This window comes from Syntrophus buswellii (assembly GCF_046097065.1).
Taxonomy (GTDB): Bacteria; Desulfobacterota; Syntrophia; order Syntrophales; family Syntrophaceae; genus Syntrophus; species Syntrophus buswellii.
In genome coordinates, this window is sequence record NZ_CP175563.1 from 617,617 (window position 1) to 642,565 (window position 24,949).

General features: G+C 53.8%; 21 protein-coding genes. 19 read left to right on the forward strand and 2 right to left on the reverse strand.

What is annotated here, in order from left to right; genetic code table 11:
• Positions 1-752: 752 nt before the first annotated feature.
• Positions 753-1,073 carry a hypothetical protein gene (locus tag ACJ77P_RS02815; protein ID WP_408998927.1) on the reverse strand — a complete coding sequence of 107 codons (321 nt, stop codon included), beginning with the start codon at positions 1,071-1,073 and terminating at the stop codon, positions 753-755.
• A 299-nt stretch (positions 1,074-1,372) separates the two neighbouring features.
• Between ACJ77P_RS02815 and ACJ77P_RS02820 the strand changes: the two genes are divergently transcribed.
• The 15 genes from ACJ77P_RS02820 to ACJ77P_RS02890 all read left to right on the forward strand — a co-directional run bounded on the left by ACJ77P_RS02820 (position 1,373) and on the right by ACJ77P_RS02890 (position 18,668).
• A complete protein-coding gene (locus ACJ77P_RS02820) occupies positions 1,373-2,662 on the forward strand; it encodes an IS701 family transposase (RefSeq protein WP_408997908.1) in 1,290 nt (429 codons plus the stop codon).
• Positions 2,663-2,915: 253 nt separating this feature from the next.
• Entirely contained in the window at positions 2,916-3,833 is a 918-nt protein-coding gene (locus tag ACJ77P_RS02825; RefSeq protein ID WP_408998928.1) for a substrate-binding domain-containing protein, read from the forward strand.
• 289 nt (positions 3,834-4,122) lie between these two features.
• Positions 4,123-4,986 (forward strand): substrate-binding domain-containing protein, encoded by an 864-nt coding sequence (locus ACJ77P_RS02830; RefSeq protein WP_408998929.1) that lies wholly within the window; start codon positions 4,123-4,125, stop codon positions 4,984-4,986.
• 125 nt (positions 4,987-5,111) lie between these two features.
• Positions 5,112-5,987, forward strand: coding sequence for a substrate-binding domain-containing protein (locus ACJ77P_RS02835; protein WP_408998930.1), 876 nt, complete (start codon positions 5,112-5,114; stop codon positions 5,985-5,987).
• Positions 5,988-6,686 (forward strand): ABC transporter permease, encoded by a 699-nt coding sequence (locus tag ACJ77P_RS02840; protein ID WP_367361032.1) that lies wholly within the window; start codon positions 5,988-5,990, stop codon positions 6,684-6,686.
• Entirely contained in the window at positions 6,683-7,783 is a 1,101-nt protein-coding gene (locus ACJ77P_RS02845) for an ABC transporter ATP-binding protein (protein WP_367361031.1), read from the forward strand. The genes ACJ77P_RS02840 and ACJ77P_RS02845 overlap by 4 nt, the downstream gene beginning before the upstream one ends.
• A gap of 163 nt (positions 7,784-7,946) precedes the next feature.
• Positions 7,947-8,666, forward strand: coding sequence for a hypothetical protein (locus tag ACJ77P_RS02850; RefSeq protein WP_408998931.1), 720 nt, complete (start codon positions 7,947-7,949; stop codon positions 8,664-8,666).
• Between the two features lie 23 nt (positions 8,667-8,689).
• Complete coding sequence (locus ACJ77P_RS02855) at positions 8,690-8,911, forward strand: hypothetical protein (RefSeq protein WP_367361029.1); 222 nt, start codon at positions 8,690-8,692, stop codon at positions 8,909-8,911.
• Between the two features lie 12 nt (positions 8,912-8,923).
• The gene (locus tag ACJ77P_RS02860; RefSeq protein ID WP_408998932.1) at positions 8,924-9,754 is read left to right on the forward strand and encodes a uridine kinase; all 831 of its coding nucleotides are present in this window, start codon (positions 8,924-8,926) and stop codon (positions 9,752-9,754) included.
• A gap of 569 nt (positions 9,755-10,323) precedes the next feature.
• Positions 10,324-12,300 carry an aldehyde ferredoxin oxidoreductase N-terminal domain-containing protein gene (locus tag ACJ77P_RS02865; RefSeq protein WP_367361027.1) on the forward strand — a complete coding sequence of 659 codons (1,977 nt, stop codon included), beginning with the start codon at positions 10,324-10,326 and terminating at the stop codon, positions 12,298-12,300.
• 1 nt (position 12,301) lies between these two features.
• Complete coding sequence (locus ACJ77P_RS02870) at positions 12,302-12,841, forward strand: (4Fe-4S)-binding protein (protein ID WP_367361026.1); 540 nt, start codon at positions 12,302-12,304, stop codon at positions 12,839-12,841.
• 139 nt (positions 12,842-12,980) lie between these two features.
• Entirely contained in the window at positions 12,981-14,132 is a 1,152-nt protein-coding gene (locus ACJ77P_RS02875; protein ID WP_367359594.1) for a (Fe-S)-binding protein, read from the forward strand.
• 59 nt (positions 14,133-14,191) lie between these two features.
• Positions 14,192-17,263 carry an FAD-dependent oxidoreductase gene (locus tag ACJ77P_RS02880; RefSeq protein WP_408998933.1) on the forward strand — a complete coding sequence of 1,024 codons (3,072 nt, stop codon included), beginning with the start codon at positions 14,192-14,194 and terminating at the stop codon, positions 17,261-17,263.
• A gap of 54 nt (positions 17,264-17,317) precedes the next feature.
• Positions 17,318-18,154, forward strand: a complete 837-nt coding sequence (locus ACJ77P_RS02885) for a hydrogenase iron-sulfur subunit (protein WP_408998934.1) — start codon at positions 17,318-17,320, stop codon at positions 18,152-18,154.
• 310 nt (positions 18,155-18,464) lie between these two features.
• A complete protein-coding gene (locus ACJ77P_RS02890; RefSeq protein ID WP_367361025.1) occupies positions 18,465-18,668 on the forward strand; it encodes a rubredoxin in 204 nt (67 codons plus the stop codon).
• A 119-nt stretch (positions 18,669-18,787) separates the two neighbouring features.
• Here the strand turns inward: ACJ77P_RS02890 and ACJ77P_RS02895 are convergent, their stop codons facing one another.
• A complete protein-coding gene (locus ACJ77P_RS02895) occupies positions 18,788-20,389 on the reverse strand; it encodes a SurA N-terminal domain-containing protein (protein WP_408998935.1) in 1,602 nt (533 codons plus the stop codon).
• A 183-nt stretch (positions 20,390-20,572) separates the two neighbouring features.
• Between ACJ77P_RS02895 and ACJ77P_RS02900 the strand changes: the two genes are divergently transcribed.
• The 4 genes from ACJ77P_RS02900 (at position 20,573) to mrdA (ending at position 24,924) form a co-directional block, all read left to right on the forward strand.
• Positions 20,573-21,610, forward strand: a complete 1,038-nt coding sequence (locus tag ACJ77P_RS02900) for a rod shape-determining protein (RefSeq protein WP_408998936.1) — start codon at positions 20,573-20,575, stop codon at positions 21,608-21,610.
• A gap of 62 nt (positions 21,611-21,672) precedes the next feature.
• Positions 21,673-22,506 carry a rod shape-determining protein MreC gene (gene mreC / locus ACJ77P_RS02905; protein ID WP_408998937.1) on the forward strand — a complete coding sequence of 278 codons (834 nt, stop codon included), beginning with the start codon at positions 21,673-21,675 and terminating at the stop codon, positions 22,504-22,506.
• Positions 22,503-23,024, forward strand: coding sequence for a hypothetical protein (locus tag ACJ77P_RS02910; protein ID WP_408998938.1), 522 nt, complete (start codon positions 22,503-22,505; stop codon positions 23,022-23,024). The genes mreC and ACJ77P_RS02910 overlap by 4 nt, the downstream gene beginning before the upstream one ends.
• Positions 22,981-24,924, forward strand: a complete 1,944-nt coding sequence (gene mrdA, locus ACJ77P_RS02915; protein WP_408998939.1) for a penicillin-binding protein 2 — start codon at positions 22,981-22,983, stop codon at positions 24,922-24,924. The genes ACJ77P_RS02910 and mrdA overlap by 44 nt, the downstream gene beginning before the upstream one ends.
• Positions 24,925-24,949: the final 25 nt, after the last annotated feature.

Consider the following 24,949-nt stretch of genomic DNA (forward strand, 5'->3'; position numbering starts at 1 on the left):
CACATTTTAAAATATCAGAGAATCGTCTTGATCGTATTTTCCGGCCTATGGGCCAGGCCCATGACGTCATAAATTTTCTGCCGTGTTATACCATATGGTATAGTCCCGGCAGAGATGATGTCCTGACATGAAGGATGTTCCGGTCATCGCTTTTCATGTTGGTTGTAATACGGACATGAGTGGCCAACCCTCTGCGGACCGTTGTCCATCTGTCGTTTATTTCCTGAGTCCGCCGATGGAGACGAATGGCGTGAAGAACATGGTACCCAGGCACTGTAATGAACAGATGACCGTTGGCCCGAGGTTCATTTTGTTGATGGACGGGACGCATCCCAAGTTCTGATTTCATGCACCGGAAGGCGTCTTGAATTCCCGTGAGCAGGGCAAAAATATCGACTAATTCCTTCCGCAATACCTAGGGAAAAGAAACTTAAGAGGATATGGCCCCTGGTGGTCTCATCGCCCCGCTGAAAGATCGGCCGTGCATCCAGGACGGATTTTTATGTCCCGGAAGACATGTTCCAACTGGCCAGAACTCCTTGTATGTGAGGGCTGCCTGCCCCGGCGTAAAATCTGTATTGGTCCGGAGGAACCATTTCCCGTCGAAGCGCTCATCCTCGAACAGAGAAGAATCGGTGGAAGATGTACTCTCCGGCAAGACCTTCCTGCAATTTCCGTTCGCGGAGAGAACTTTCTCTTTGATTTTCCTGACCCTGCCCATCCGGGCTCCCAGAATGTAAGGGATCTGTTCTTTATCCAGCCAGGCCAGCATTGCATGACGGATCATCCCCCGGTCGGAAACAACACAGAATCTGCCGATTAGGAAAGCGACTCCGGGTTCTTTTGAAAATGGAAATAAGCCCCTTGACATCCGCCGTGTTTTCCGGCCACATGTCGCAACAGACGGGGTTGCCATTGTTGTAGAGAATGACACCGACAATTATCTGGTTCACATCGGAACGATGATCCTTGCAGTGACCATGTCGACCAAGAGTTTCTTCTCCCTCAAAATGTAAAAAAAGGTGGTTATAGAAGAAAACGATACCCAGACCACTGGACAGATCCTGGCGCATCTGGAACAGTTCTTCCTCTCTGAGCGTCCCATGAATATGAAATACGCTCCTCTATGTCAAGAACAATCAACCGATCATTTGACACCATCGTTTTGAGATGACCTCGTTTTTTTCAAAGAGCGATAGAATGAATTCAGAAGGTTAGAGAACCCAGTGAGCACAAAAAGCCCAATGAACTGTCAAGGAAAAGTCAAGAGGTTTCCTGGGCCGTAACACTACAACGACATATAATATTTGACAACAAAAATTAAATGAACAATAATCCTCCTGAAGGATCAATTATCCAGAAGGAGGACAGCATGATCTTTAACAATTTCAGTGAAACAGAGATTTTTAGCATACCAAAGTTCGCTGTAGAAAAGACTGACGTTGAAGGGTTCATGGATGAATTGAGAGGATTTCATAGCACCTTTCAGAGTTGCTTTACGCGTAGCGAAACTCGCGAGAATTTCTTTCATTACATGGTTGGACAATTCAGCGAACTGGACAGGAAATCGATAGAGCCTATTGCATTGACGGTCGAAGGTGGGACCGTCCGTTCCATGCAGCGGATGATCAGCGATGCCCAATGGGACGAAGACCTGATCGCGAAGCGTTATCATCAATTGATCGGGGATGATATGGCGCATGGCGATGGCATTTTGATTTTTGATGAGACATCGTTTGTCAAGAAGGGCAATGATTCCATCGGTGTTTCCCGTCAATACTGCGGCTCTCTGGGAAAAGTGGAAAACTGCCAGGTCGGAGTTTTTGCAGCCTATGCCTCTCCTCATGGCTATGCCCTTCTGGACAAGCGATTGTTTATTCCGGAGAAGTGGTTTTCCGAACCTTACAAAGACAGGCGGTCGAAGTGCCGATTGCCCGATAGCGAAACGTTTAAGACCAAGGTGGAACTGGCCATCGAGATGCTTGATCATGTCCAGAAGGAGGAACTTCTTCCCTTTCGATACGTGGTTGCCGATACGGCCTATGGTAGAAGCATCGAGTTTATCGAGGCCATTGAGAAACATCCGGGAAAGACTTACCTTCTTGCGGTGCCCTGTGACACGCTTTGTTGGCTCACCTCTCCCGTTACCCACAAGAAGGCCTACACTTACAAAGGAGAGCAGCGCTCTCGGACCGTTCTTTCGGAAACTGAAAAAGCCCCGGTGACGGTGGAAGCTTTTGCCCGGAATTTGAACAACTACTTCTGGTACAGGAGAATCGTTGCCGAGGGCGCGAAAGGGCCGATTGCTTACGAATTTATGAGGAGAAAGATCTTTCTGCACCGAGATGGCCTGCCCTGTAAATCCGTGTGGCTGATTGTCAAAAGAACCCTTGGTGCGGAGCCCGTTTATTCTTACTTCATCAGCAATGCTCCCAGAAGCACCCGCCTGCCGGTTTTTGTCTGGCTCAGCGGCGTTCGATGGGCGATCGAACAATGTTTTGAAGAAGCCAAGTCGGAATTGGGGCTTGATCAGTACGAGGTCAGGAAATTCTCCGGATGGCATCATCACATATTGACCTGTATGCTGGCTCACTTTTTTCTCTGGCACCTCAAGATCAGGTTGGGGAAAAAAAGCACCCTCTGTTACGCTATCGCAGCTTAGGATCTTATTGGAGGTCGTGCTTCCCCTCCGAAAATTTGATGTTGACAGCGCCATTTCTTTAGTGGCCGGAATACAAAGGCGAAATCATCGTGCCTATTTGTCTCATAGAAAGAAAAAGCAATTCCATTAACTTTCATTTGTCGTTGTAGGGGTAATCGGTGCCGCACATTTTTTCCTTGCAAGCTCAAAGCGATGTGATTATAAAATAGCGCTGTAGTTTCAAAAATAAAGGCTGAAGATGGTAACGCCGATTATGTCAAATGTTCTCATGAATACGCGGGAAGTTGCGGAGTACCTGGATATCAATGAAAAGCAGGTCTATGCACTGATTAAATCCGGACGGATTCCGGCAACCCGGGTAACGGGGAAGTGGCTTTTTCCAAAGGATTTGATAGATGAATGGCTTCTTGAGGATGCCCGGACAGGGCTGAGTGAGGCACGGCAGAGAAGCCGGAAAATGGGAGGTGCCCTTCTGGCTGCCGGCAGTAACGATCCCATGCTGGACATTCTTCAAGCCACTCTGCGGAAGGAACATCCGGAATTTTATATTTTCTCGGCCAGTACGGGAAGCAGGGACGGACTGCTGGCCCTCAATGCCGGTTATACCGATATCGCCTGGACCCACTTGTGGGATCCCCGGAATGACACATACAACATTCCCTACCTGGCCCAATATGTGCCCGACCGCAGAGGCGTTGTGGTCAATCTTTTCTACCGTGAACTGGGCTTCGTGATTGCGCGGGGCAATCCCCTGGGCATCCAGGGATTTGAAGACCTTGTGGGCAAGGAGGTCCGCTTCATCAACCGCCAGTCGGGGGCTGGAACCCGGGTGCTTCTGGACATCCACTTGGAGCGCCTCGGCATTGATAAGAGCCTGATATCTGGTTACGATGAGGAGGTGTGCACCCACCTTGAAGTCGGCCTCGCCGTGCTTGCGGGAACGACCGATGTCGGAATCGCCTCCATCGCCATCGCCAACTTTCTGGGACTGGATTTTGTGCCCATCACCCGCGAACGCTTTGACATGGTGCTGGATCAGGGGATTTTTTTTGAAAAGGCCGTGCAGGCTCTGATGGATGTTCTCCATGACTCGGCATTCCGTCAGCGGGTTGAAGGAATGAGCCGCTACGACTTTTCCGATTCCGGACGGATTCTTTATTCCACCACCTGAGGCCCTGGCCGTTCCCGGCAAAAACAAAGCCTTTCCGCCATGAGCCGTTCCAGGGGGCCTGTCACTAGCCAACAAGTCTTGTTCTCTCGTCCGATATCCCTCCCATGCCTGGTCCCTGCACAAGCCCATCTTGTTTTCTGTTATTTATAACATATTGACTTCCTACGATTTTTAATTGATGTATGCCTAGTTGGTCGTGTAGACAGAAGCCGTGTGGCTGTTGGCGCTTTTGGGCGAATATCTGGAAATGTTTTAATTACAACGTGACATGAGAAAGGAGAGAAGTTCCATGAAGATGAAGAGGCTGTTTTTGTATCTTTTTGCGTTTCTCGTGCTGGGCTTTCCTGGATTGGTTGGTGCCGCTGACGGAAGCAAATTCATTCTGCTGTCTTCAACCATTGGCCCCATCGATTCCGGCATCGTGGATGTTCTTGAGAATGCCTTTGAAAAGGAAAGGGGAATCCGGGTGCGTCACGTCGGCGCCGGCACCGGCCTGGCGCTGGATATCGCCCGTAAGGGCAATGTCGATCTCGTCATGGTTCATGCCAAATCCCTGGAGGAAAAGTTCGTCCAGGAAGGGTATGGAACTCACCGGATTGCGTTAATGTACAACGACTTCGTCATCGTCGGCCCCGAAGCTGATCCGGCGGGAATTAAAGGGCTGAAAACGGCTGCGGAAGCGCTTAAGCGGATTTCGGAAAAAAGCGCACCCTTTGTCAGCCGCGGAGACAAATCGGGGACCCACGTGGCTGAAATGGAACTCTGGAAAAAGGCAGACCTCAAACCCGCCGGATCGTGGTATGTGGTTTATGAAAAGGGTTCCGAGGGAAATGCCTCCACGCTGAAGTTCACCAATGAGAAAAAGGCCTATACAGTGATTGACCGGGCCACCTACCTGGCCCTGAAGGATCAAATTGCGCTGATCATCCTCGTCGAAGGGGACGAAGCCCTGCTGAACTATATCAGCCTGATTCCCGTCAATCAGAAAAAATTCAAAAATGTCAACGCAAGTGATACAAGGCAGTTCATAAACTGGCTGACGGACCCCAGCAAGGGACAGATCATTATCCGGGACTTCGGTAAGGAAAAATACGGCGCCCCGCTTTTCTTCCCCAATTCGGATGCCTGGAGGAAAGGGCAGGGAAATCAGTGAAATTTAAGGTTCCAAGTTCCGGAAGCAGGGGCGGGAGCGATAGAATCGACGAGCATTTTTGAAGATGCAGCCCCTTATCTCATCCATTGGATAACATAAAAAATAAGATCTTAAGGAGGACACACATGAAGCTAAAACCGATAAAACCTGTCTTTCGTCATCTGGTGTTTCTTGCGCTCCTGTTCCTGATTGCAGGGCTTGTCGCCACTCCGACCGCTTCGGCGGCCCCGAAACAGAAAAACCTGATTCTGGCCACCACGACCAGCACCCAGGATACAGGCCTGCTGGACAAGCTGATCCCGATGTTTGAAAAGAAAACAGGCTATTTCGTCAAGACGATCGCCGTTGGCTCCGGACAGGCGATGGCTATGGGGCAGAAGGGTGAGGCGGATGTTCTCCTCGTCCATTCCCCTGATGCGGAAAAGAAATTCATGGAGGGGCAATACGGGATCAATCGCCGCCTGGTCATGCACAATGACTTCGTGATCGTGGGTCCGCCTGCGGATCCAGCCGCTATTAAAGGCTCCAAATCGTCGCCGGAAGCTTTCAAGAAGATTGCCGGGGGATTTCTTTTTGTCTCCAGGGGAGACAATTCGGGGACGCATGCCAAGGAAAAGGCCATCTGGAAAGCCGCGGGGATCAACCCTGAAGGCGGAAAATGGTATCAGCAGACAGGGCTGGGCATGGGGCAGACCCTGAATGTGGCCGCGGAGAAGAAGGGCTACACCCTTACCGACCGGGGGACATGGCTCTCCCTGCAGAAAAATCTGGGGCTTCCCATCCTCATGCAGGGAGACCCAATCCTGCTGAACATCTATCATGTCATAGAAGTCAACCATGCCAAGTGGCCGAAAGTCAATGCGGCAGGCGCCAAAGCCTTCGCCGATTTCATGGTTTCCGCCCAAACCCAGAAAGTCATCAAGACCTTCGGCGTGGACAAGTACGGTTCCCCCCTGTTTTTCCCCGATGCAGGCAAGCGCGTGGAGGACCTGGGGAAATAAATGGAACTGATTCTTCAAGGCTTCCTGAAGGCCATCGAGCTGCTTGTTTCCCTGGATCCTGAAGTCCTTGGAATCACGCTGCTGTCACTGAGGGTATCAGGAACAGCCACTCTGATCAGTCTTTTTCTCGGCATATCATCGGGAACCGCGGTGGCCCTCACCCGGTTCCCGGGCCGAAAGTTCGTGGTCAGCCTGATCAACACCGGAATGGGACTTCCTCCGGTGGTGGTGGGGCTCTTTGTCACCATTTTCCTGTGGAGAAACGGGCCTTTCGGCTTTCTGGAGATTCTCTATACGCCGACAGCCATCATTATCGCCCAGGCGGTCATTGCCACGCCGATCGTTACCGGCATCACCCTGGCCGCCATTCAGAATCTTCCTCCCAATCTGCGCCTCCAGATCCTGGCCCTCGGGGCTACCCGCATTCAGATGCTCTGGCTTCTCATCCGGGAGGCCCGCCTGCCCCTGCTGGCCGCCGTCATGGCCGGCTTCGGCGGGGTCATTTCCGAGGTTGGTGCCTCCATTATGGTGGGTGGAAACATCAAGGGATATTCCCGGGTGCTCACGACGGCCACCGTTATGGAGACGGGGCGGGGAAACTTTGACACGGCCATCGCCCTGAGCATCATTCTCTTATTGCTGGCCTATATGATCAATTACCTGCTGACACGGATCCAGCAGCGGGAGCGCCCCCGATGACCATGTCCGCCCCGATCCTCCAGGGAAAAAGACTTGTGGTCAAGCGTGGAGGAATTACCGTTCTGGATATTCCGGACTTCGAGATCAAGAAGGGAGGGGTCCTTTCCCTCATTGGACCGAACGGTTCCGGAAAATCCACGCTCCTTCTCACCCTGTCCTGCCTGCTGAAGCTCTACAAGGGCACGCTGATCTTCAACGGGCGGCAGATCAACAATCGACAGAGCGAACTCGACTATCGACGGCAGATTGCCGTTGTGTTCCAGGATCCGCTTCTCTTTGATACGACGGTTTTGGAGAATGTGTCTTCCGGCCTGAAAATAAGGGGGGTGGATAAACGCGAGCGTACAAGGATTGCGGAAGATTACCTGGAGCGCTTGGGAATCCCGCATCTGGCGAAACGTTCAGCGTGCAAGCTCTCCGGAGGAGAGGCTCAGCGGACCAGTATCGCCCGCGCCTTCGCGATTCGTCCGGCCATCCTTTTTCTCGATGAGCCCTTTTCCGCGCTGGACCCGCCCACGCACGAGGGCTTGATCTCGGACCTCAACCGGCTTCTGCAGGAAACGGACACAACGGCGGTCATGGCCACGCACGATCAGATGGATGCCCTGCGCCTATCCGATCGCATCGCCGTGCTCCAGCAGGGGAAGGTTGCCCAGACCGGTTCGGCAGACATGGTGATGAACCATCCGATCAATGAATTTGTCGCCTCCTTCGTCGGGATGGATACGGTTTTAACCGGTACCGTCCGGGAAATCCTGGAAGGCGACCGGATGATTCTCGCCGTCGGCAAACGGGAAATAGAGGCTGTGGGAGATCTGCCCAAAGGGGAGGATGTGCTATGCTTTGTTCGTCCGGAGAATGTCATCCTCTCGACGGACTCGCCTGCAGAGCACAGCAGCGCCCGGAACACCTTTTCGGGCCGGATTGTCCGCATCGCGCCCCATGGACTGTTTTACCGCGTGGATCTGAACTGCGGCTTCGACCTCATTTCTTACATAACCCGCTCATCCCTTGATTCTCTGGGGCTCCGCGAAGGCCAGACCGTCAAGGCCTCCTTCAAGGCCACGGCCATCCATGTAATCAAGAAATCATCGTAGTTTGTTTCCGCCACCTTCTTCCGCCGGGCGGAAGATCCTGGTTCATCCATTGGTTCACGCTTAGGTCTGAAGAAGAAAATGCTTTATGTTTCTTCCAATATAGATTAAATGAATTTCATGGTACTGATAATTGGGAATCAAGAAGGATCGATTTAACACCTATATGAAATTGTACATTGGATTTGATGACACGGACAATGCGGAAGCGACAATCGGGACCGGCAAGCTGGCGCGTCACTTTGAAGACCTCCTTCCCGGAGGCTGCCGCCTGTGGGGGGTGGTCAGACAGCAACTTCTCGTTGATCCCGGAATACCTTACACCTCTCACAACAGTTCTGCCTGCGTGGTTATCGAGATGTCCGATGTGTCGGTTAACGAGGCAATTCTAAAGCGGGCAGTCGAGCATATCGAAAGGGAATCCCTGCCGGGGAGCGATCCCGGATTATGCGTGGCCTTGGAAGGGCACCCCGTTCTGTCCGCCCTGATCGCTTTCGGCAAACGATGCACGGAAAAAATTGTCACCCAGCAGGAGGCCTTGGAGGCAGCCAGGGGAGTCCATCTGTCCGGCCATGGCGGGACGAATGGCGGAATCATCGGAGCGGCCGCCGCGGTAGGGCTTTCAGCCTGGGGGTGGAGCGGACGATTCATTGAGTTTAGGGATCTGAGGGCCCATCCAGAAGTGTTGTCCGTGTCCAGATTGACGGAGTGCGGAATTACCGTTGTTTCCCTGGATAGAGACGCCGTGATCCCGCATCCGGAAGATATGGTTTTCACAAAGGGCTGGCTGCGTCCCAGGCATTGGGGGCACAGCGCCGTTTTGCCCGTGATTCAGACGGGTAAAGGCCAGTGGGAAAGTTTGGGTGGAAAACGGAAAAAGCAATAACACATCACAGAGGAGGTATGACCATGGCAGGTAAAATTTTTTATCGGGAACGCCGGAAAGTCGGTGAAGGGGAAAAGAAGCCGCGGTACACTCTGGTTGCCGTGACGGATCTGGATCTTACCTTCTATCCGAAACACATGCGCAAAAAGGAGCTGGAGCAGATTGCTGAAGCGGTAGGGGCGGAGCTTGTCCTGTTGACTCATGGCGAAAAGGAAAAGGAAGAGGAAGTGGAAGTTAAGGACTAAGGGGGGAGTCTCATGGGGCTTTGGCGTGAACGGGACGGACGGCGTCTGCATGTAAAGAGTAAACTGATGGGGGAAAGCCTCGTCAGCCGGTCGTTTATGGAGAGCATGACCGTTGCTCCGCAGCGGCGGTTTTTCCCCGATGTGGACATTATAAAAATTGGCGGACAGTCCATCTGTGACCGGGGCGTCAAGGCCCTCCCCTCAATCATCGAAGAGATCGTTGCCAACAAAAACGATCACAAGATGCTCATCACCACGGGGGGCGGCACGCGCAGCCGGCATATCTATTCCATCGGACTGGAGCTGGGCATGCCCACGGGCATTATCGCCAAGTTCGGCAGCTCGATTTCGGAACAGAATGCTCTGCTGGTGTCGACCATGCTGTCACCCTCGGGTGGAATAAAGATCGGGCATGATGAAGTCATTAAATTGTCAACCTATTTTGCCCAGGGTTGCATCCCGGTGATGCATGGAATGCCTCCCTACGATTATTTCGCAATTCCGGCAAAGAGGTGGCGGGTTCCTGTGCACCGGACGGATGTGGGAACCATTATCCTGGCAGACTTGATCGGTGCGCGCAGTTGCATATACATCAAGGATGAAAAGGGTTTGTACACGGATGACCCCAAAAAAAATCCCGAGGCGGAATTCGTTTCTATAATCAACGCTACCGAACTTCTAGCCCGGGATTTTGACGATTTGATCATTGAGCGCCCCTGCCTCGAAATTTTGCAGAACAGTGAGGTCATCAACAGCATCCAGATCATAAACGGTCTGGAAAAGGGCAACATTACCCGGGCGTTGAAGGGCGAACATGTGGGAACCATCATTGTAAAGGAATGAAAGGATGATCGCCTCCGGGGGCGAATCCTGAAATGTCCTATTCATTTCATCCCTCCGCAACCAATCCTGCGGTGGAAGCGGGAATCTCGCGGAAGCTGCAGGGCCTCTCCTATTTTTCCTTTTAGTTCTGCCATCATGTTATTCCGTATTATCCGTCAGGAAAATGATCCGCCAGGTTTTGCTCTCGCGCCCTGGATGGCTCTTCCTTGGAAATAATCCGTCCTCTCCATTTTTCCGAAAAAATCAGGCAAATATAAACGATATTTCTTGACAACAGATTACACTTGTTTAAATAAACATTACAATTTGTAATGATATCTGACCTGTTGTATGTCCTGTCATTCAAGTTATTTCTCGTCCTGCCGTCAGAATCTTCTTGAATTCAACTCTTTGGCTTCTGCTATATGTATATGAAATCACGCGGTAATCTAAAATTGATTTTATGTAAGTGAATCAGATGTGAATCTCTTTGCCGTCCAAAAATAAGCTACATTATACTTGACAAGTGATTACGTTATGATAAAGGTAGCATCACAGATTGTAATGAACATCTATAGAGGAGTAAAAACATGAGGTACGCAGAGACTGGGTACAATTTGGAAATTGATTTGACCACCGGAAACATTGAGAAGGTGGAAACGGACCCGAGAGACACAGAGGCATTGCTGGGGGGCTTGGGTACCAACGCCAAAATCATGTGGGACAGGGTACCCCCGGAAGTCGAACCCTTTGATCCCGAAAATCTGCTCATCTTCGGCGCTGGCCTTTTGTGCGGCACGATGTGTCCTGGGGCGAATCGCACAATCGTTACGACGGTTTCTCCCCAGACGCGGTTCATGGCCTATTCGATGATGGGGGGATTTTTTGCGCCGGAAATGAAGTATGCCGGCTATGACAAGATCATCCTTCGCGGCAAGTCCCCGAAGCTGGTTTACATCTGGATTAAAGACGACAAGGTGGAAATCCGCGATGCCGCTCATCTTTCCGGCAAGGGGGCTGTGGAGACGCAGGATCTGATCCGTGCGGAATTGAAGGAACCGCGGGCCCACGTGGCGGCCATTGGTCTGGCGGGCGAGAACAGGGTCTGGTATTCATCCATCGAACAGGGACGTTCCAGCGCCAGCCGTCAGGGACTGGGCGGCGTCATGGGAGACAAGGGCGTCAAGGCCATCGCGGTTCGGGGCACCAAGGATATCAATGTATATAAGCCGGCCGAATTGCACAAGGAATGCGACTGGATGATGGAATACATGATGTGGCGCCAGGAGAACCCGGTTCCCAAGATGATGCCCATCATGGCCATCCTCGGATCTCCCCAGGAGATGATGGAATGTGACGAGAAGTGGCACACGGAGAATTTCGTGTGGGGAAATGCCCGGACCCGGAGAAAGAATTTCTGGACGCCGGAAATCGAGGAAGCCTGGACACATACTCAGGTCAGCGTGCGCACACGGCTGATCAGCTGCTACAACTGTCCCATCAAGTGCGGCGCCGTCATCACCATTCCGGGACAGGCTGCCTACATGATGAAATGCTTTACCAAGCTCACCTATGCCCTGGGCGCCATGGTGGATTCATTGGAGTTCAGCTTGACGATGGCTCAGAAGGCTACGGAATACGGTCTGGACGGGTTCTCGACGCCCCAGGTCATCGCCTTTGCCTGGGAACTCTGGGAAGCGGGAATTCTCACGGATGAGGATTTTGCGGGAACGGAAGAATATCCTCCCTGTCCCATGGGTGACAATGCCGAAAGGTTCGAGTGGCTGATGGATCGGATCGTCCGCCGCCAGGGCATCGGAGACATCCTGGCCAATGGTGTCTACTGGGCGGCCCGTAAGATCGGTAAAGGTGCGGAAGTGTACGATCACAATACAATCCGGAAACATGAGCAGACTCCTCTCAAGCTCGGCATGGTCAATCCCCTTTACTACCTGATGTATGCCACCAATGAAAAACTGAACATCACCCAGATTGAAGGCCAATGGCCCCAGATGCCCTACAAGGATCCGGCGGACAGGGAGGCCTTTGTGAAGGACTGGTTCCATGTTCCCGCTGAGCATTACAAGGAGTACTTCCTGAAATGGGAGCCCAAGGGAGAATTCGCAATGCCCTACTATCCGGGAATCAAGGAGTGCTGTGAGATCGTGAACTGGATGGAGATGATGCACTACATCGATGACGCCACCGGTGTCTGCACGGGCATTTCGGCTTTCCACCTGAAGCCGCCCTATCATATCCACAACTATCCGAACATTATTGCCTATGCAACGGGTCTCGATATTGACGAGGAAAAGCTGATCACCTTCACCAAGCGGGAGCGGCAGCTGGTCCGGGCCAACAATGTCCGCAGAGGATGGAGAAGAGAGGACGATACGCCGCCTGAAGACCACTGGGCGAAACGGCTTCCGGAATATGAGAAGCAGCTCCTCGATGCGTACTATGAGTTCAAGGGCTGGAACATGGACGGGATTCCCACCAAGGAGACGTTGCTGGAGCTGGGCTTGGGGTATGTTGTAGAAGACTTTGAGAAGAGAGGTATTTTATAAAATGGCCACGATAAAGAAAATTATCAAGACGATCAACGTCGATGTATCCAAGTGTAATGGCTGCCGGGCGTGCGAGATGATCTGTTCAGCCTTTCACGCAAACCCGAAATACAGCGTCATGAATCCTGAGAGATCCCGCATCCGGCTTTTCCGTGATCCGCTGAGAGATTTGTATCTCCCCATGTATGCCGGCCCTTATGTTGAGGCGGAATGTATGGGAAGAGAAAAATATATTATCGACGACAAGGAATACGATGAGTGCGATTTCTGCCGGGCCGCCTGCCCGTCCAGGGATCTTTTCCATGAACCCGATTCCGGTCTTCCTTTGAAATGCGACATGTGTGAAGACGATCCTCCCCAGAAAGAACCCCTCTGCGTCAGATGGTGCCCCAATGACGCCCTGACCTACGAAGAGAGAGAAGAGGAAGTGGAGGAGCAGGTGGAGATGGAGGATGTGGAGACAGGGTTGGCCGCTTTGGTGGACAAGTACGGCTGGGAGAAGATGAAGGACACCTTCGCCCGGATGCAGCTGAAGGACTGAGGGCTTAGCGCTCCGTAACGTAACGACATCCAGTGAAATTATCCGGTTGAATCCGTCGGGGTGCAGGTCATTGGACGGCCCTGCATCCGCGCCGGAGGAAGAAGTCGGAAACAGGATTATTATTTAAGGAAGGAAATCGATGGAGACTATAGCTCCTTACAAAGAGATTATCGTCGAAGTGAAATCGCACGGTGGAGACGCCTTCAAGCGATGCTTTCAATGCGGGTTGTGCGACAGTGTCTGTCCCTGGAACCGGGTGACGACCTTCAGTATGCGCAAGCTGGTCCGGGAGGCCACCTTTGGCCTGACGGACATTGAGAGCGAGGACATGTGGCGCTGCACCACCTGCGGGAGATGTCCCCAGCAGTGCCCGAGGGACGTAAAGCAGATCGAATCCGGGGTTGCCCTGCGGAGGATCGCCACGGAGTACGGGGTATTTCCCCATTCCGTTCTGCCCATCAAGTCGATTCGAGGCAGCCTCGTGGGTTCGGGGAACCCCCTGAACGAAGAGCGGGGGAAGAGGGCGGACTGGGCCAAGGGACTGAACGTTCCGGAGTTCACCGAGGATATGGACATCCTCTATTTTCCGGACTGCTACGCCTGCTATGACCCGAGGATGAAGAGGGTGGCCGTGGCCACGGCTAAGGTTCTGCAGAAGGCGGGGGTCAATTTCGGCATCCTGGGCGAGAAGGAAGTGTGCTGCGGCGAGAGCATCCGCAAGGCGGGTGACGAAGAGGTTTTCAGGCGCCTGGCCAAGGAAAACATCAAGGCCTTTGTCGACGCCGGGGTGAAGAAGATCCTGGTGTCTTCCCCCCATTGCTACCACACCTTCAAGAACGAGTACCCGGAGTTCATGGTGAACTTCGAGATCGTCCATATTTCCCAGTTCCTGGCCGAATTGATCCGGGACGGGAAGCTGACCCTCAGCGGGGAGTTCGCCAAGAAGCTGACGTGGCACGACCCCTGTTACCTGGGCCGGCACAACGGCATCTACGCCGAGCCCCGGGAGGTTCTCCAGGCGGTTCCCGGAGCGGAGTTCACGGAGCTTCCGGAGCACCACGCCAACAGCCTGTGCTGCGGCGGCGGCGGTGGCCGGATCTGGATGGAGACGGTGAAAGGGGAGCGGTTCTGCGACCTTCGGATCGATCAGGCGGTGGGCGTCGGCGCGGAGGTGCTGGTGACGGCGTGTCCGTACTGCATCACGAACTTCGAGGACAGCCGGGTGACCATGGGGTTTGACGAGAAGATCGAGGTCAAGGAGATCTCGGAAGTGATTGCGGAAGTGATCTAGCACATAGAGGATGAGATATTTTTTTTTCACGAATTCATCAATTCGCTGAGGGTATATAAATGGAAAAAGAAAAGAACAATTTTGGAGACGTAATGGTCGTCGGCGGCGGGATCAGCGGCATTCAGGCCTCGCTGGATCTGGCGACCGCGGGTTTCAGGGTATTCCTGGTGGAGACGTCGCCCAGCATCGGCGGCCACATGGCCCAGCTGGACAAGACCTTCCCCACCAACGACTGCTCCATGTGAATTCTCGCACCCAAACTGGTCGAGGTCGGCCGGCATCCAAACATAGAGGTCCTGACGTACACGGAAGTGGATCGCGTCAAGGGAGAGGCGGGGAACTTCACAATCACCTTGAGGAGGAAACCCCGATACATCATCGAGGACAAGTGCACGGGCTGTACGGTTTGCGTGGAATACTGCCCCGTCGTTTATCCCGATCAATACAACCAGGAGATCTCGAAGAACAAGGCCATCCATGTGTATTTTGCCCAGGCCATTCCCCTGATCACCTATATCGACGAGAGCTGCCTTTATCTGAAGGAAGAGAAGTGCAAGATCTGCCAGGCGGTCTGCAAGGCGGACGCCATTGATTTGAAGCAGACGGAGGAGATTCTGGACATCAAGGTGGGAGCCATCATCCTGGCGGCGGGCATGGAGCCCTTCGATCCCAAGGTGAAGGAGGAATACCACTACGGGGAGTTTGCCAACGTGGTCACGGGGATGGACTTCGAGCGTCTGCTGGGTTCCACCGGTCCCTACGGCGGCGAGATCCTGCGGGCTTCGGACCTGAAGCATCCCCACAAGCTTGCGTGGCTTTCCTGCATCGGTTCCCGCCGGGTGACCGAAGGGGAGAACAGCTACTGCTCCATGGTGTGCTGCACCTACAGCCAGAAGCATGCGATCCTGACGAAGGACCACGACGCCACGGCGGAGTGCACGATCTTTCATAACGATGTGCGTTCCTATGGGAAGGACTTCGAGCGTTACGTCGACAGGACCCAGGCCCTGGAGGGCATCCGGTTCATCCGCAGCTATGTCTCCATAGTCCGTGAGGACCCGGTCACCAAGAATGTCATCCTTCGGTACTCCACCCCCGACGAAGGGGTGAAGGAAGAGGAATTCGACATGGTGGTCCTGGCCGTCGGCCTGGCGCCGCCCAAGAATTATCTGGAGATGGCGGAAAAATTCGGCATTGAGCTCAATGAGCACGGTTTCGCCAAAACGGATCTCACAAATCCGATCCAGACGACGAAGCCGGGGATCTTTGTCAGCGGCGGCTTCCAGGGTCCTCTGGACATTCCCGAGTCTGTGTTCAGCGCCAGCGGGGCCGGCTCCCAGATCGGCGAGCTTCTCGACTACCGCCGGGGCAATCTGTCCACGGAGCGGATCTATCCGGAGGAGAAGGATGTGTCCGCTGAGGAGCCGAAGATCGGCGTCTTTGTGTGCCACTGCGGGGCGAACATCGGCAGGATCGTCAATGTCCCCGAGGTGGTCGAATACGCCCTGACCCTGCCCAACGTGGTCTACGCCCAGGAGCAGCTGTTCTCGTGCGCGACGAACTCCGCCCAGGAGATCTCCGATAAGACCAGGGAACTGGGGCTCAACCGCGTGATCATCTCGGCCTGTTCGCCCAGAACCCTGGAGCCTCTGTTCCGGGATACGGTCCGGGAGGCGGGGATCAACCAGTATTACTATGAAATGGCGAATATCCGGGAGCACAACTCCTGGGTGCACCAGAAGGAAAAGGAAGAGGCCACGCAGAAGGCCAAGGACCTCACGCGGATGTCCGTAGCCCGGGCCCGTATGCTGCAGCCCCTGCAGGAATTCGATCTCCCCGTGAACAACAACGCCCTGGTCGTGGGCGGCGGGATCGCCGGGATGGTCTGCTCCCTCTCCATCGCCGAACAGGGGCACGATGTCTACCTGATCGAAAAGGGGAAGGATCTGGGCGGCAACGCCAACCGGGTCCATTACACCCTGGAAGGGCTGGATGTTCAGGCCTACCTGAGCGATCTGAAGCAGAAAATCTACCAGAATCCAATGGTTCATGTCTATACGGATGCGACCATTACAGAGGCTGCCGGTTATATCGGGAATTTCGTCACGACGGTAACGTCTCCGCGGGGAACCACGGAGATCAAACACGGGGCGTCCGTCCTTGCGATCGGTGCGGAGGAATACAAACCGACCGAATACCTCTACGGCCAGGATGAACGGGTCATGACGCAGCTGGAGCTGGAGGAGAAGATCGTCAAGGAAGACGAAGGGATCGGCAATGCCCAGTCTCTGGTGATGATCCAGTGCGTAGGCTGCAGAAACGAGGACCGGAATTACTGTTCGAGGATCTGCTGCACCCATGCCATCAAGAATGCCCTGAAGCTGAAGGAAAAGAATCCCGAAATGGATATCTACATCCTCTTCCGGGATATGAGGACCTACGGGTTCTCCGAGGATTATTACCGGGAGGCATCAGAGAAGGACGTGAAATTCATCCGCTTTGAACCGGCGGATGCCCCCCAGGTGGAGCCGGTTGTCGAGGAAGGGCGTCCCGTCCTGCGGGTGACCGTTCCCGACCCGATTCTGGGGCAGTATATGGCCCTGGACGCCGATTATCTCGTCCTGTCCGCCGCAACGCTTCCATCGGAAGCGACCAAGGAAGTGGCGGCGCAGTTCAAAGTTGTTTTGAGCCTGGACGGCTTCTTCAAGGAAGCCCACGTGAAACTGCGGCCGGTGGAGTTCGCCACGGACGGCGTGTTCCTCTGCGGTCTGGCTCAGTATCCCAAGCACATCACGGAAACGATCAACCAGGCTTACGGTTGTGCCGGCCGGGTCCTGACGCTGCTGTCCCGTGATACGGTCACCGCCTCCGGTTCCGTCTGCGAGGTGAATGAGAAGAGGTGCATGGGCTGCGGTGCCTGCGCGACGGTGTGCACTTACGGGGCCATCGAGATGCGCGAGACCAAGCAGGGCCGGAAGGCGACCATGAATCCCGTTCTCTGCAAGGGTGACGGCCTCTGTAATGCCATGTGTCCGACGGGAGCGATTTATCTGAAGCACTATACGGAAGATGAGCTGATGGCCCAGATCGATGCGATCGTTCCGGAACAGGTGGCGGCTGAAGTCCAGTAGGGTCGAGGCGGCCGTTGAGAAGCAGCAAGAAAGAATCTCAGGAAGGAGAAAGAAATGGCTGAAAAATTTAAGCCCCGGATCATCGGCTTCGTGTGCCACTGGTGAGCATACGGCGCCGCTGACCTGGCTGGAGTTTCCAGACTGCAATATACACACGAAATGAGGCTGGTCCGTGTCATGTGCACGGGGCGGGTAGATTTAACCCATGTGCTTCGTGCTTTCATGAACGGCTGCGACGGGGTGTTCGTCGGCGGATGCCACCTCGGGGAGTGCAATTACATCACGAACGGCAATTACCATGCGCAGAACATGGTGGCCCTGGCGAAGAAGCTTCTGGAGCGCATCGGAATGGATCCCGAGCGCCTGCGGCTGAACTTCATGTCCGGCGCGGAAGCGAACCTTTATGCGGACTGCGTCAACGCCTTCGTCAAGACGATCAAGGAAATCGGTCCACTCGGCGTCAAGGAAGGAATCGCCAAGGAAGACCTCGATGCCCGGCTGGAGGAACTTTCCCAGCAGATCCCCTACATCAAGGTGATGACGAACGAAAAGCTGGGGACTCCTGTGTACAGCCACGAGGAAGTGGAGAAGCTGTTCACCACGGAGGAGGTCGAGAAGCTCTTCAGCGAGAAGCTGTCGTACTACATCGATCCCCAGAAGTGTCAGGCCTGTATGACCTGTGCGCGCCGGTGCCCCGTTGAAGCGATTATCAGCGAGAAGAAACAGGTTCATATCATTCAGCAGGATAAATGCATCCGCTGTGGTGCCTGCTTCGCCGCCTGTCCGCCTCAGTTCAGCGCGATTACGAAGCTGGTAGGTGAGACTGTTCCCCCGCCTCCCCCGGAGGGCCAGAGGGACATCGTCAAAAAGGGCAAGGAAGCGACAGCGTGACTTGAGGTGAAATGATTGTTCCGGGCCTGGGCAGAAGAGAGCTGCCCGGCCCATCCTTGAACGGGAAACATTGCCGATAGCGGTCAGATCCTTCTCTGCGCTCCGTTGACTTGCAAAAACGCCTGCCTTCTGATTCCGTCTGATCGGACGCGAAAGGCGATGCGTTATTCGATGTTTTAAGCTCAGCTGATGGTTTGTCCTGCCAGGAAAGGAGACGTTGTATCGTGCCGCTCTTCCTTTCTGTTCATGGTGATGCTCAGCATGTTAGAAACACTGGCAACAAGATAACACAAGATAAAAGGAGTGGAAAATGGGAAAATACAAGTGTGCAAACTGCAATCATTTTTATGATCCGGAACGTGGGGACAAAAAACAGGGCATCCCGCCAGGCACAGAATTTAAGGATGTCCCAAATAGCTGGCGCTGCCCAGGGTGCGGAAGCGACAAATCCAAGTATAGTCGTTACGAACGTCGCCCCTTCCCCGGTTACGGCCCTTCCCTGTCGAAGGAGTGATGAATGAACTAGCTGACCTGGCTGGCCTTCAAGCAGGGTCACGGTTGAGAAGTGCTTAATGAAAGGGGCCCAGTCTTCCAGCTGGGCCCCTTTCTCTGTGGTCTTGGACGTGCTGCTGGCTACAGTTCCTTGATGTCCTTCTTGAATTTCAACTTCCCTTCTTTAATCAACAAGGCTTTCGTGTTTTCCAGCCAGGTTGTGAAGGTTTCGTTCCGCTTTGCCTGGAGCAGAATTTTTTTGAAATTTTCCTTCTTGGCTTCATAATCCGCCGTATCAATTTTGCCCCGCTCTTTGAAGGAGACGATCACAAATCCGCCATTGACCTCAAAGGTGCTCTCCGGCAAGGGGGCTCCCTCTGAGAGTTGATAGAGGGCCAGGGAGAGCTGCTGGTTCGTCCCCAGTTTCGGAATGGCGTCTCCCGGCTTGAAGAATCCGGTTTCCTCAACGGACATTCTGTTGGCCAGGGCGATCTGGTTCAGAGATTTCCCCTTTTTAAGGCGGCTGAGCATGGCATCCGCCGTTTTCTTGCACAGGTTGCGGGCTTCCATTTCCGTATATCGATTTTCCACGGCCTGCTCGATGTCCTTCAATTGAGGGACATAAGGAGGTTTCCGGGAGGCGACCTGGATGACAACGTATCCCTCTTCATTCGACAGGACCTTGCCGAGGTCACCTTTCTGCAGGTCCATGACCATCTGCGGAAAGCCGGCCAGCTTGTTGAAAGGAGCCGGAATGCCGTCCATGGTAAAGAAATCCGTCGTGACGGTTTTCAGCTTGTTCTGGGTTGCGTAAGCGTCAAAATTTTCCTGCTGGTAGATCGTGTCGTGGGCTGTCCTGGCGGCCTCCTCCGCCGCCGCCATTCCGGAAATCTGCATCAGTTCCTGTACGATGCGGGGTTTCACGTCGGATATGGGGGGGGCTTTTTCTCCTTTTTTTGCAAAATTGGAGGAGTGACGCTCATAGTAATCGGCAATTTCCGCCTCAGAGATCCCGGACGATGCGGCATAATCCCTCCACGGGAAGAAAAGCGCCTTGATCTGTATCTGTTCGGGAACTCGGAATTCACTTCCGTGATCTTTCAGATAATCCTCGAGATCCTTCCTCGAAGGCGAAATGGAGCTTTTATAGCTGGCAGGGCTGAACATCAGATAGTTCAAATTGATCTGCTCATTCTGAAACCGGAAGAAATCGAAAATTTCCTCGTCTGAAACCTTGACCGCTTCTGTAATCAGTTGTTCCAGCTTGAAGGCGGACAGCATTTTCTGCTGCTCTGCTTCAAAGACTTCCGGGGTTGTCCTGTTCACACGCAGCATCCGGTGATACAACGCTTCATCAAAGGCGCCGCCTCGTTGAAAAGCGGGGTAGGCCATAATGAAGCTTCGAACTTCCTCCCCGGTGGCTGCAATGCCCAGTCCGTCGGCTTTCTCAACGAGGATGGCCTGGCTGATGAGGTTGTTCAACGCCCTCTGTTTGAGGTCAAGCCCTTTCAGAAGTTCATCCGGCAGGTCGTTGCCGTACTGCCGGCGATAGAATTCCACGAGTTCGCTGTACTCTTTCTGAACCTGGGCCAGCGCAATTTCCTTCCCGTCGACGATGGCGACGGTTTCGGTCTGCTCGTTTCCCCTTTGCGTACCGAAATAAAAAATAAAGACAATGACGATCATTCCGAGTAGGAATTTCATCAGCCAGTTTTTGGCATGTTTCCGCATCAGTTCAAGCATTGCTTTCTCCTATGAGGTGGCATCAATCCCTGCCGCTTGTATTATAGTCACCTGTAAAATGCAATATGATTTTGGAAAAATGCATTGATTAGGGCCATGAAATAAGATATAGGAAACAGCCTGCAATAAGGGAAGTACGCTCCTTCTTACAGAGAATCCACAGGAATATTAGGAGGAAGGACATTGCTGTTCGATTTCATCTTAGGGAAGTTTTCCAACGATCTGGCCATCGACCTGGGAACAGCCAATACGCTTGTTTACGTCAAGAACAAGGGGATTGTTTTGAGTGAACCCTCCGTTGTTGCTGTTCACAAGGATTCGCGGGGCGTCAAGAAGGTTCTCGCCGTGGGCACCGAGGCCAAGAAGATGCTGGGAAGGACGCCGGGCAACATTGTGGCGATCCGGCCCATGCGTGAAGGGGTGATCGCCGATTTTGACATTACGGAAGCCATGCTGCGTCATTTTATTCTCAGGGTGCACAACCGCCGGGCCTTGGTCAGGCCCCGGATCATCGTGTCCATTCCCTCGGGAATTACGCAGGTGGAAAGGCGGGCCGTCCGGGAAACGGTGGAATCAGCGGGCGCTCGTGAAATATATCTCATCGAGGAGCCGATGGCGGCTGCCATCGGTGCGGGGCTGCCTGTTTCAGAGCCCATCAGTTCAATGATCGTTGACATAGGCGGTGGAACGACGGAAGTCGCTGTCATTTCCCTGGCCGGCATCGTGTATTCTCAGTCCGTCCGGGTGGCGGGTGACAGGATCGATGCGGAAATCGTCAATTTTATCAAGAGAAAATACAATCTGCTGATTGGTGAACGGACCGGCGAGATCATCAAGACGACCATCGGCTGCGCATATCCCGAGGATGAAATCCGTACCGTCGACGTAAAGGGAAGGGATCTGATTTCCGGGATTCCCAAAACGGTGGAAATCAATTCCGACGAGATTCGAGAGGCGATCATGGAACCGATCCGGACGATTGTGGACACCATAAAGGATGCCTTGGAGAATGCTCCGCCGGAACTGGCCGGAGACATTGTCGACCGGGGAATCGTGCTGACGGGAGGCGGCGCTCTCCTGAGAAAACTTGATGTCCTGATCCGTGAAGAGACGGGTCTTCCCATCACCATCGCGTCCGATCCCCTGACGACGGTGGCCATCGGTGCCGGTATGGCGCTTGATCAACTGGATGTGCTGAAGGAAGTTGCAATACAGGCCTGATTTTCCGATTCATCCACAGCTTTAACCAAGCGTTCCTCCTTCACATAGAGACAATACGCAACATGCTGTTTTTCAAGAAACATCGGTCCCTGATCGCAGCAACCATACTCGTTGTGATTTCCTTGGTCATGCTTTCTTACCATGTTGTGAATCCTTCCGTGGAACTGGGTCCTGTCCGTAAGATCGTTCTGGATCTGGCCGCTACCATGGAACGTGGCGTCAACACCCCCGTTGAAGCTCTTGAAAACATCTGGAAGCGATATCTCTTCCTCATCGGGCTCGAAAGGGAAAACAGGCGCCTGGTTCAGCACAACGCGTTGCTGACCCGGCAACTGGTGCAGCATCAGGAAGGTTATCTGGAGGCTCAGAGACTCAAAAAACTGCTCTCCCTGAGCGATTCGATCAGCTACGAAACGGTTGCGGCATCCGTCACAGGGCGAAACCGGAAATCTCTGCACCAGACGATCATGATCGACAAGGGAAGCATCCACGGTATCAAGACGGGAATGCCGGTGGTTGCCGACCGTGGGGTTGTGGGAAGGGTAATAGAGACCTCCGGGCATGTCTCCCGGGTCCTGCTGATCATCGATGAAAGCAGCAATGTGGATTCGATTATTCAGGGGGGTCGCGGCCAGGGAATTCTTTCGGGCGACGGAAGCAGCCGCTGCTTTCTCAAATATGTCCCGAAAATGGAAGAAGTCCGTTTGGGAGATGCCGTCATTACCTCCGGGATCTGCGGCGTATTCCCGAAATCGTGGCTGCTTGGAACGGTTTCCAGGGTTGCCAGGGGAGAAAGCGGCCTCTTTCAGACCGTGGAGGTGCTGCCCTCCGTGAATTTTGCAAAGATCGAGGAAGTCCTCGTCCTCACATCACCCAAAAAGGGGAGGAACGATTGATTCACTACCTCCTTTTGCCATTTTTTTCATTTTTATTTATTGTCCTGCAAACAACCGTTTTCGAACTGCTCTTTCTCAACCTGGTCAGTGTCGAGATTTCCCTCATTCTGGTGATTTATGCCGGATTCCATATGGACGTCCTGAAAGGGGGGCTGTTGAGTTTTGCCCTGGGGTTTTTCCTGGACGTCATCACAGGGACGATCGTCGGTCTGCATATTATCCTCTACCTGTCGATCTTCTTTATCTCGATGCTGGTGTCGCTGAGGGTCTATGCGGAAAGGGCATTATTCATCCTGTCCTACGTGTTCGCCTGCGCCCTTTTCGAATGCGGGGTGGTGCTGCTGTTTTACAAGCATATCCAGGGCCTGGATTTATTCCACAAATTTGACACCGTTTTCCTTCCGCAGATCCTGGTGGTCACCCTCGTGAGTCCGGTATGCTTTAACTCGTTCCGGCGCTTTGGAGACATATTGAATGTTCGGGTTGAAAGGTCGAATAAAAGGTCACGAAATCGCTGATTATCGGCAGCGGTTCAGGCTGATTTTCGCCATTGTGCTGATTGCCATGTCCCTTCTCATTCTGAGGCTGTGGTACCTTCAGGTGATCAAGGGATCGGAGCTACGGCAGCGCTCGGAAAGCAACAGCGTGAGACTTCGCAAGATCAATCCCCTGCGGGGGATGATCCTGGACAAGGGCGGTCATGTCCTCGTCGATAACCAGACATCCTTCGATCTGGTTTATATCCCCAATCGTCCGGAAGACAAGAAGCAGGTGATTTCCAAGCTTACCGAGCTCTATGCGTCACGATCGTGGAAGATCCCGGATGAGTTTTCCTCGATTGCAAAGGCCCATCCTTTTATACCTTCAAAAATTGACAGAAACATCAGCCGGGAGAAACTAGCCCTGATCGAAACCCATTCTCTGGAGCTGCCGGGTGTAGCGATTGAGGTTGTGCCCATCCGGAAATACGTGGCCGGAGAGATGATTGCGCACATTGTGGGGTATGTAAGTGAGGTCAGCCAGGATGAACTGGAACGGTCCAAGGGGGCTCGCAGCCCGGGCGACATGGTGGGCAAGACCGGTATAGAACGGTATTACGATGCCTACCTCCGGGGGAAAAACGGGGCGGAACAGGTTGAAGTGAATGCTCTCGGCAAGGCCGTTCGAAGCTTGGGAAGGATCAATCCTGTAGCTGGCTGCAATCTTGTCCTCACCATTGACGCCTATCTTCAGGAGGTCGCCTGGAAGGCGATGGCCGGAAAGTCGGGTGCGGTTGTGGCGATGGATCCCCGTGACGGTTCCATCTATGCCATGGTGAGTTCACCCGGGTTCGACCCCAACCTGTTCAACGGGGGGATTTCAACGGAGAACTGGAACATGCTCTCACGCGACCCGCTGCACCCCATGGAGCAGCGGGCGATATCGGGACAGTATCCGCCCGGCTCGACCTATAAGCTGATTGTTGCGGCAGCCGCGCTGGAGGAGGGGCTGATTTCACCGGAAAGCTCGATTCTCTGCACCGGCTCCTTCGATTTCGGAACCCGTTCCTATCGTTGCTGGCAGAAACACGGGCATGGGATGGTGGACCTTCACCGGGCCATTGTTGAATCCTGTGACGTGTATTTTTATGTGCTGGGGAAAAAGCTCGGGGTGGACAGGATTGCCTGGTATGCAAAAAAGTTCGGCTTCGGCGCCGTTACCGGGATCGACCTGCCCCGGGAAAAGGCTGGAGTGATTCCCACCAGTGAATGGAAGCTTGCCAGATTCAAGAAGCCGTGGCAGGCGGGGGAGACCATTTCGGTGTCCATCGGACAGGGCTTCAACTCCGTGACGCCTCTCCAGTTGGCCGTGGCCTACAGTGCCTTGGCCAATGGCGGAACGGTTTACCGGCCGCAGATCGTCAAAAAAATCGAGGCAACCGATGGACGATTGATCAAGGGCATGAAGCCGGAAAAGCAGGAAACCGTTCCCATGAGCAGCAAAACAACTGCACTGTTGAAGCAGGGGCTGTGGGGGGTTGTCAACGAACCGCGCGGGACCGGCGGCGCACTGCGACGTGCGGAAATGGACGTTTGCGGCAAAACCGGGACGGCCCAGGTTGTCGGACTGCCGGCCAGCGAAAAGGCCCGACGGGCCATGCAATCCGCAAGGATTTACCAGGACCACGCCCTGTTCACCTGCTTCGCGCCCTGCCGCAATCCGGAGATCACCGTAGCGGTCATTGTCGAGCATGGCGGCCACGGGGGATCGGCGGCGGCGCCCGTTGCCCGGAAAGTGATCGATGCCTATTACAAGAAAAAGAAATACGGCGATAAGATGCCTGCGGAGGAAGAGGAGAAACTGGAGGAGGCATCCCGGAATCGCTCGACATCGGGAGAGGGGAGAAGGAGACGCGCCAGTGGGAATCAGGATGAATGATGAGGCCTTCGAAGAGCCGATCTTC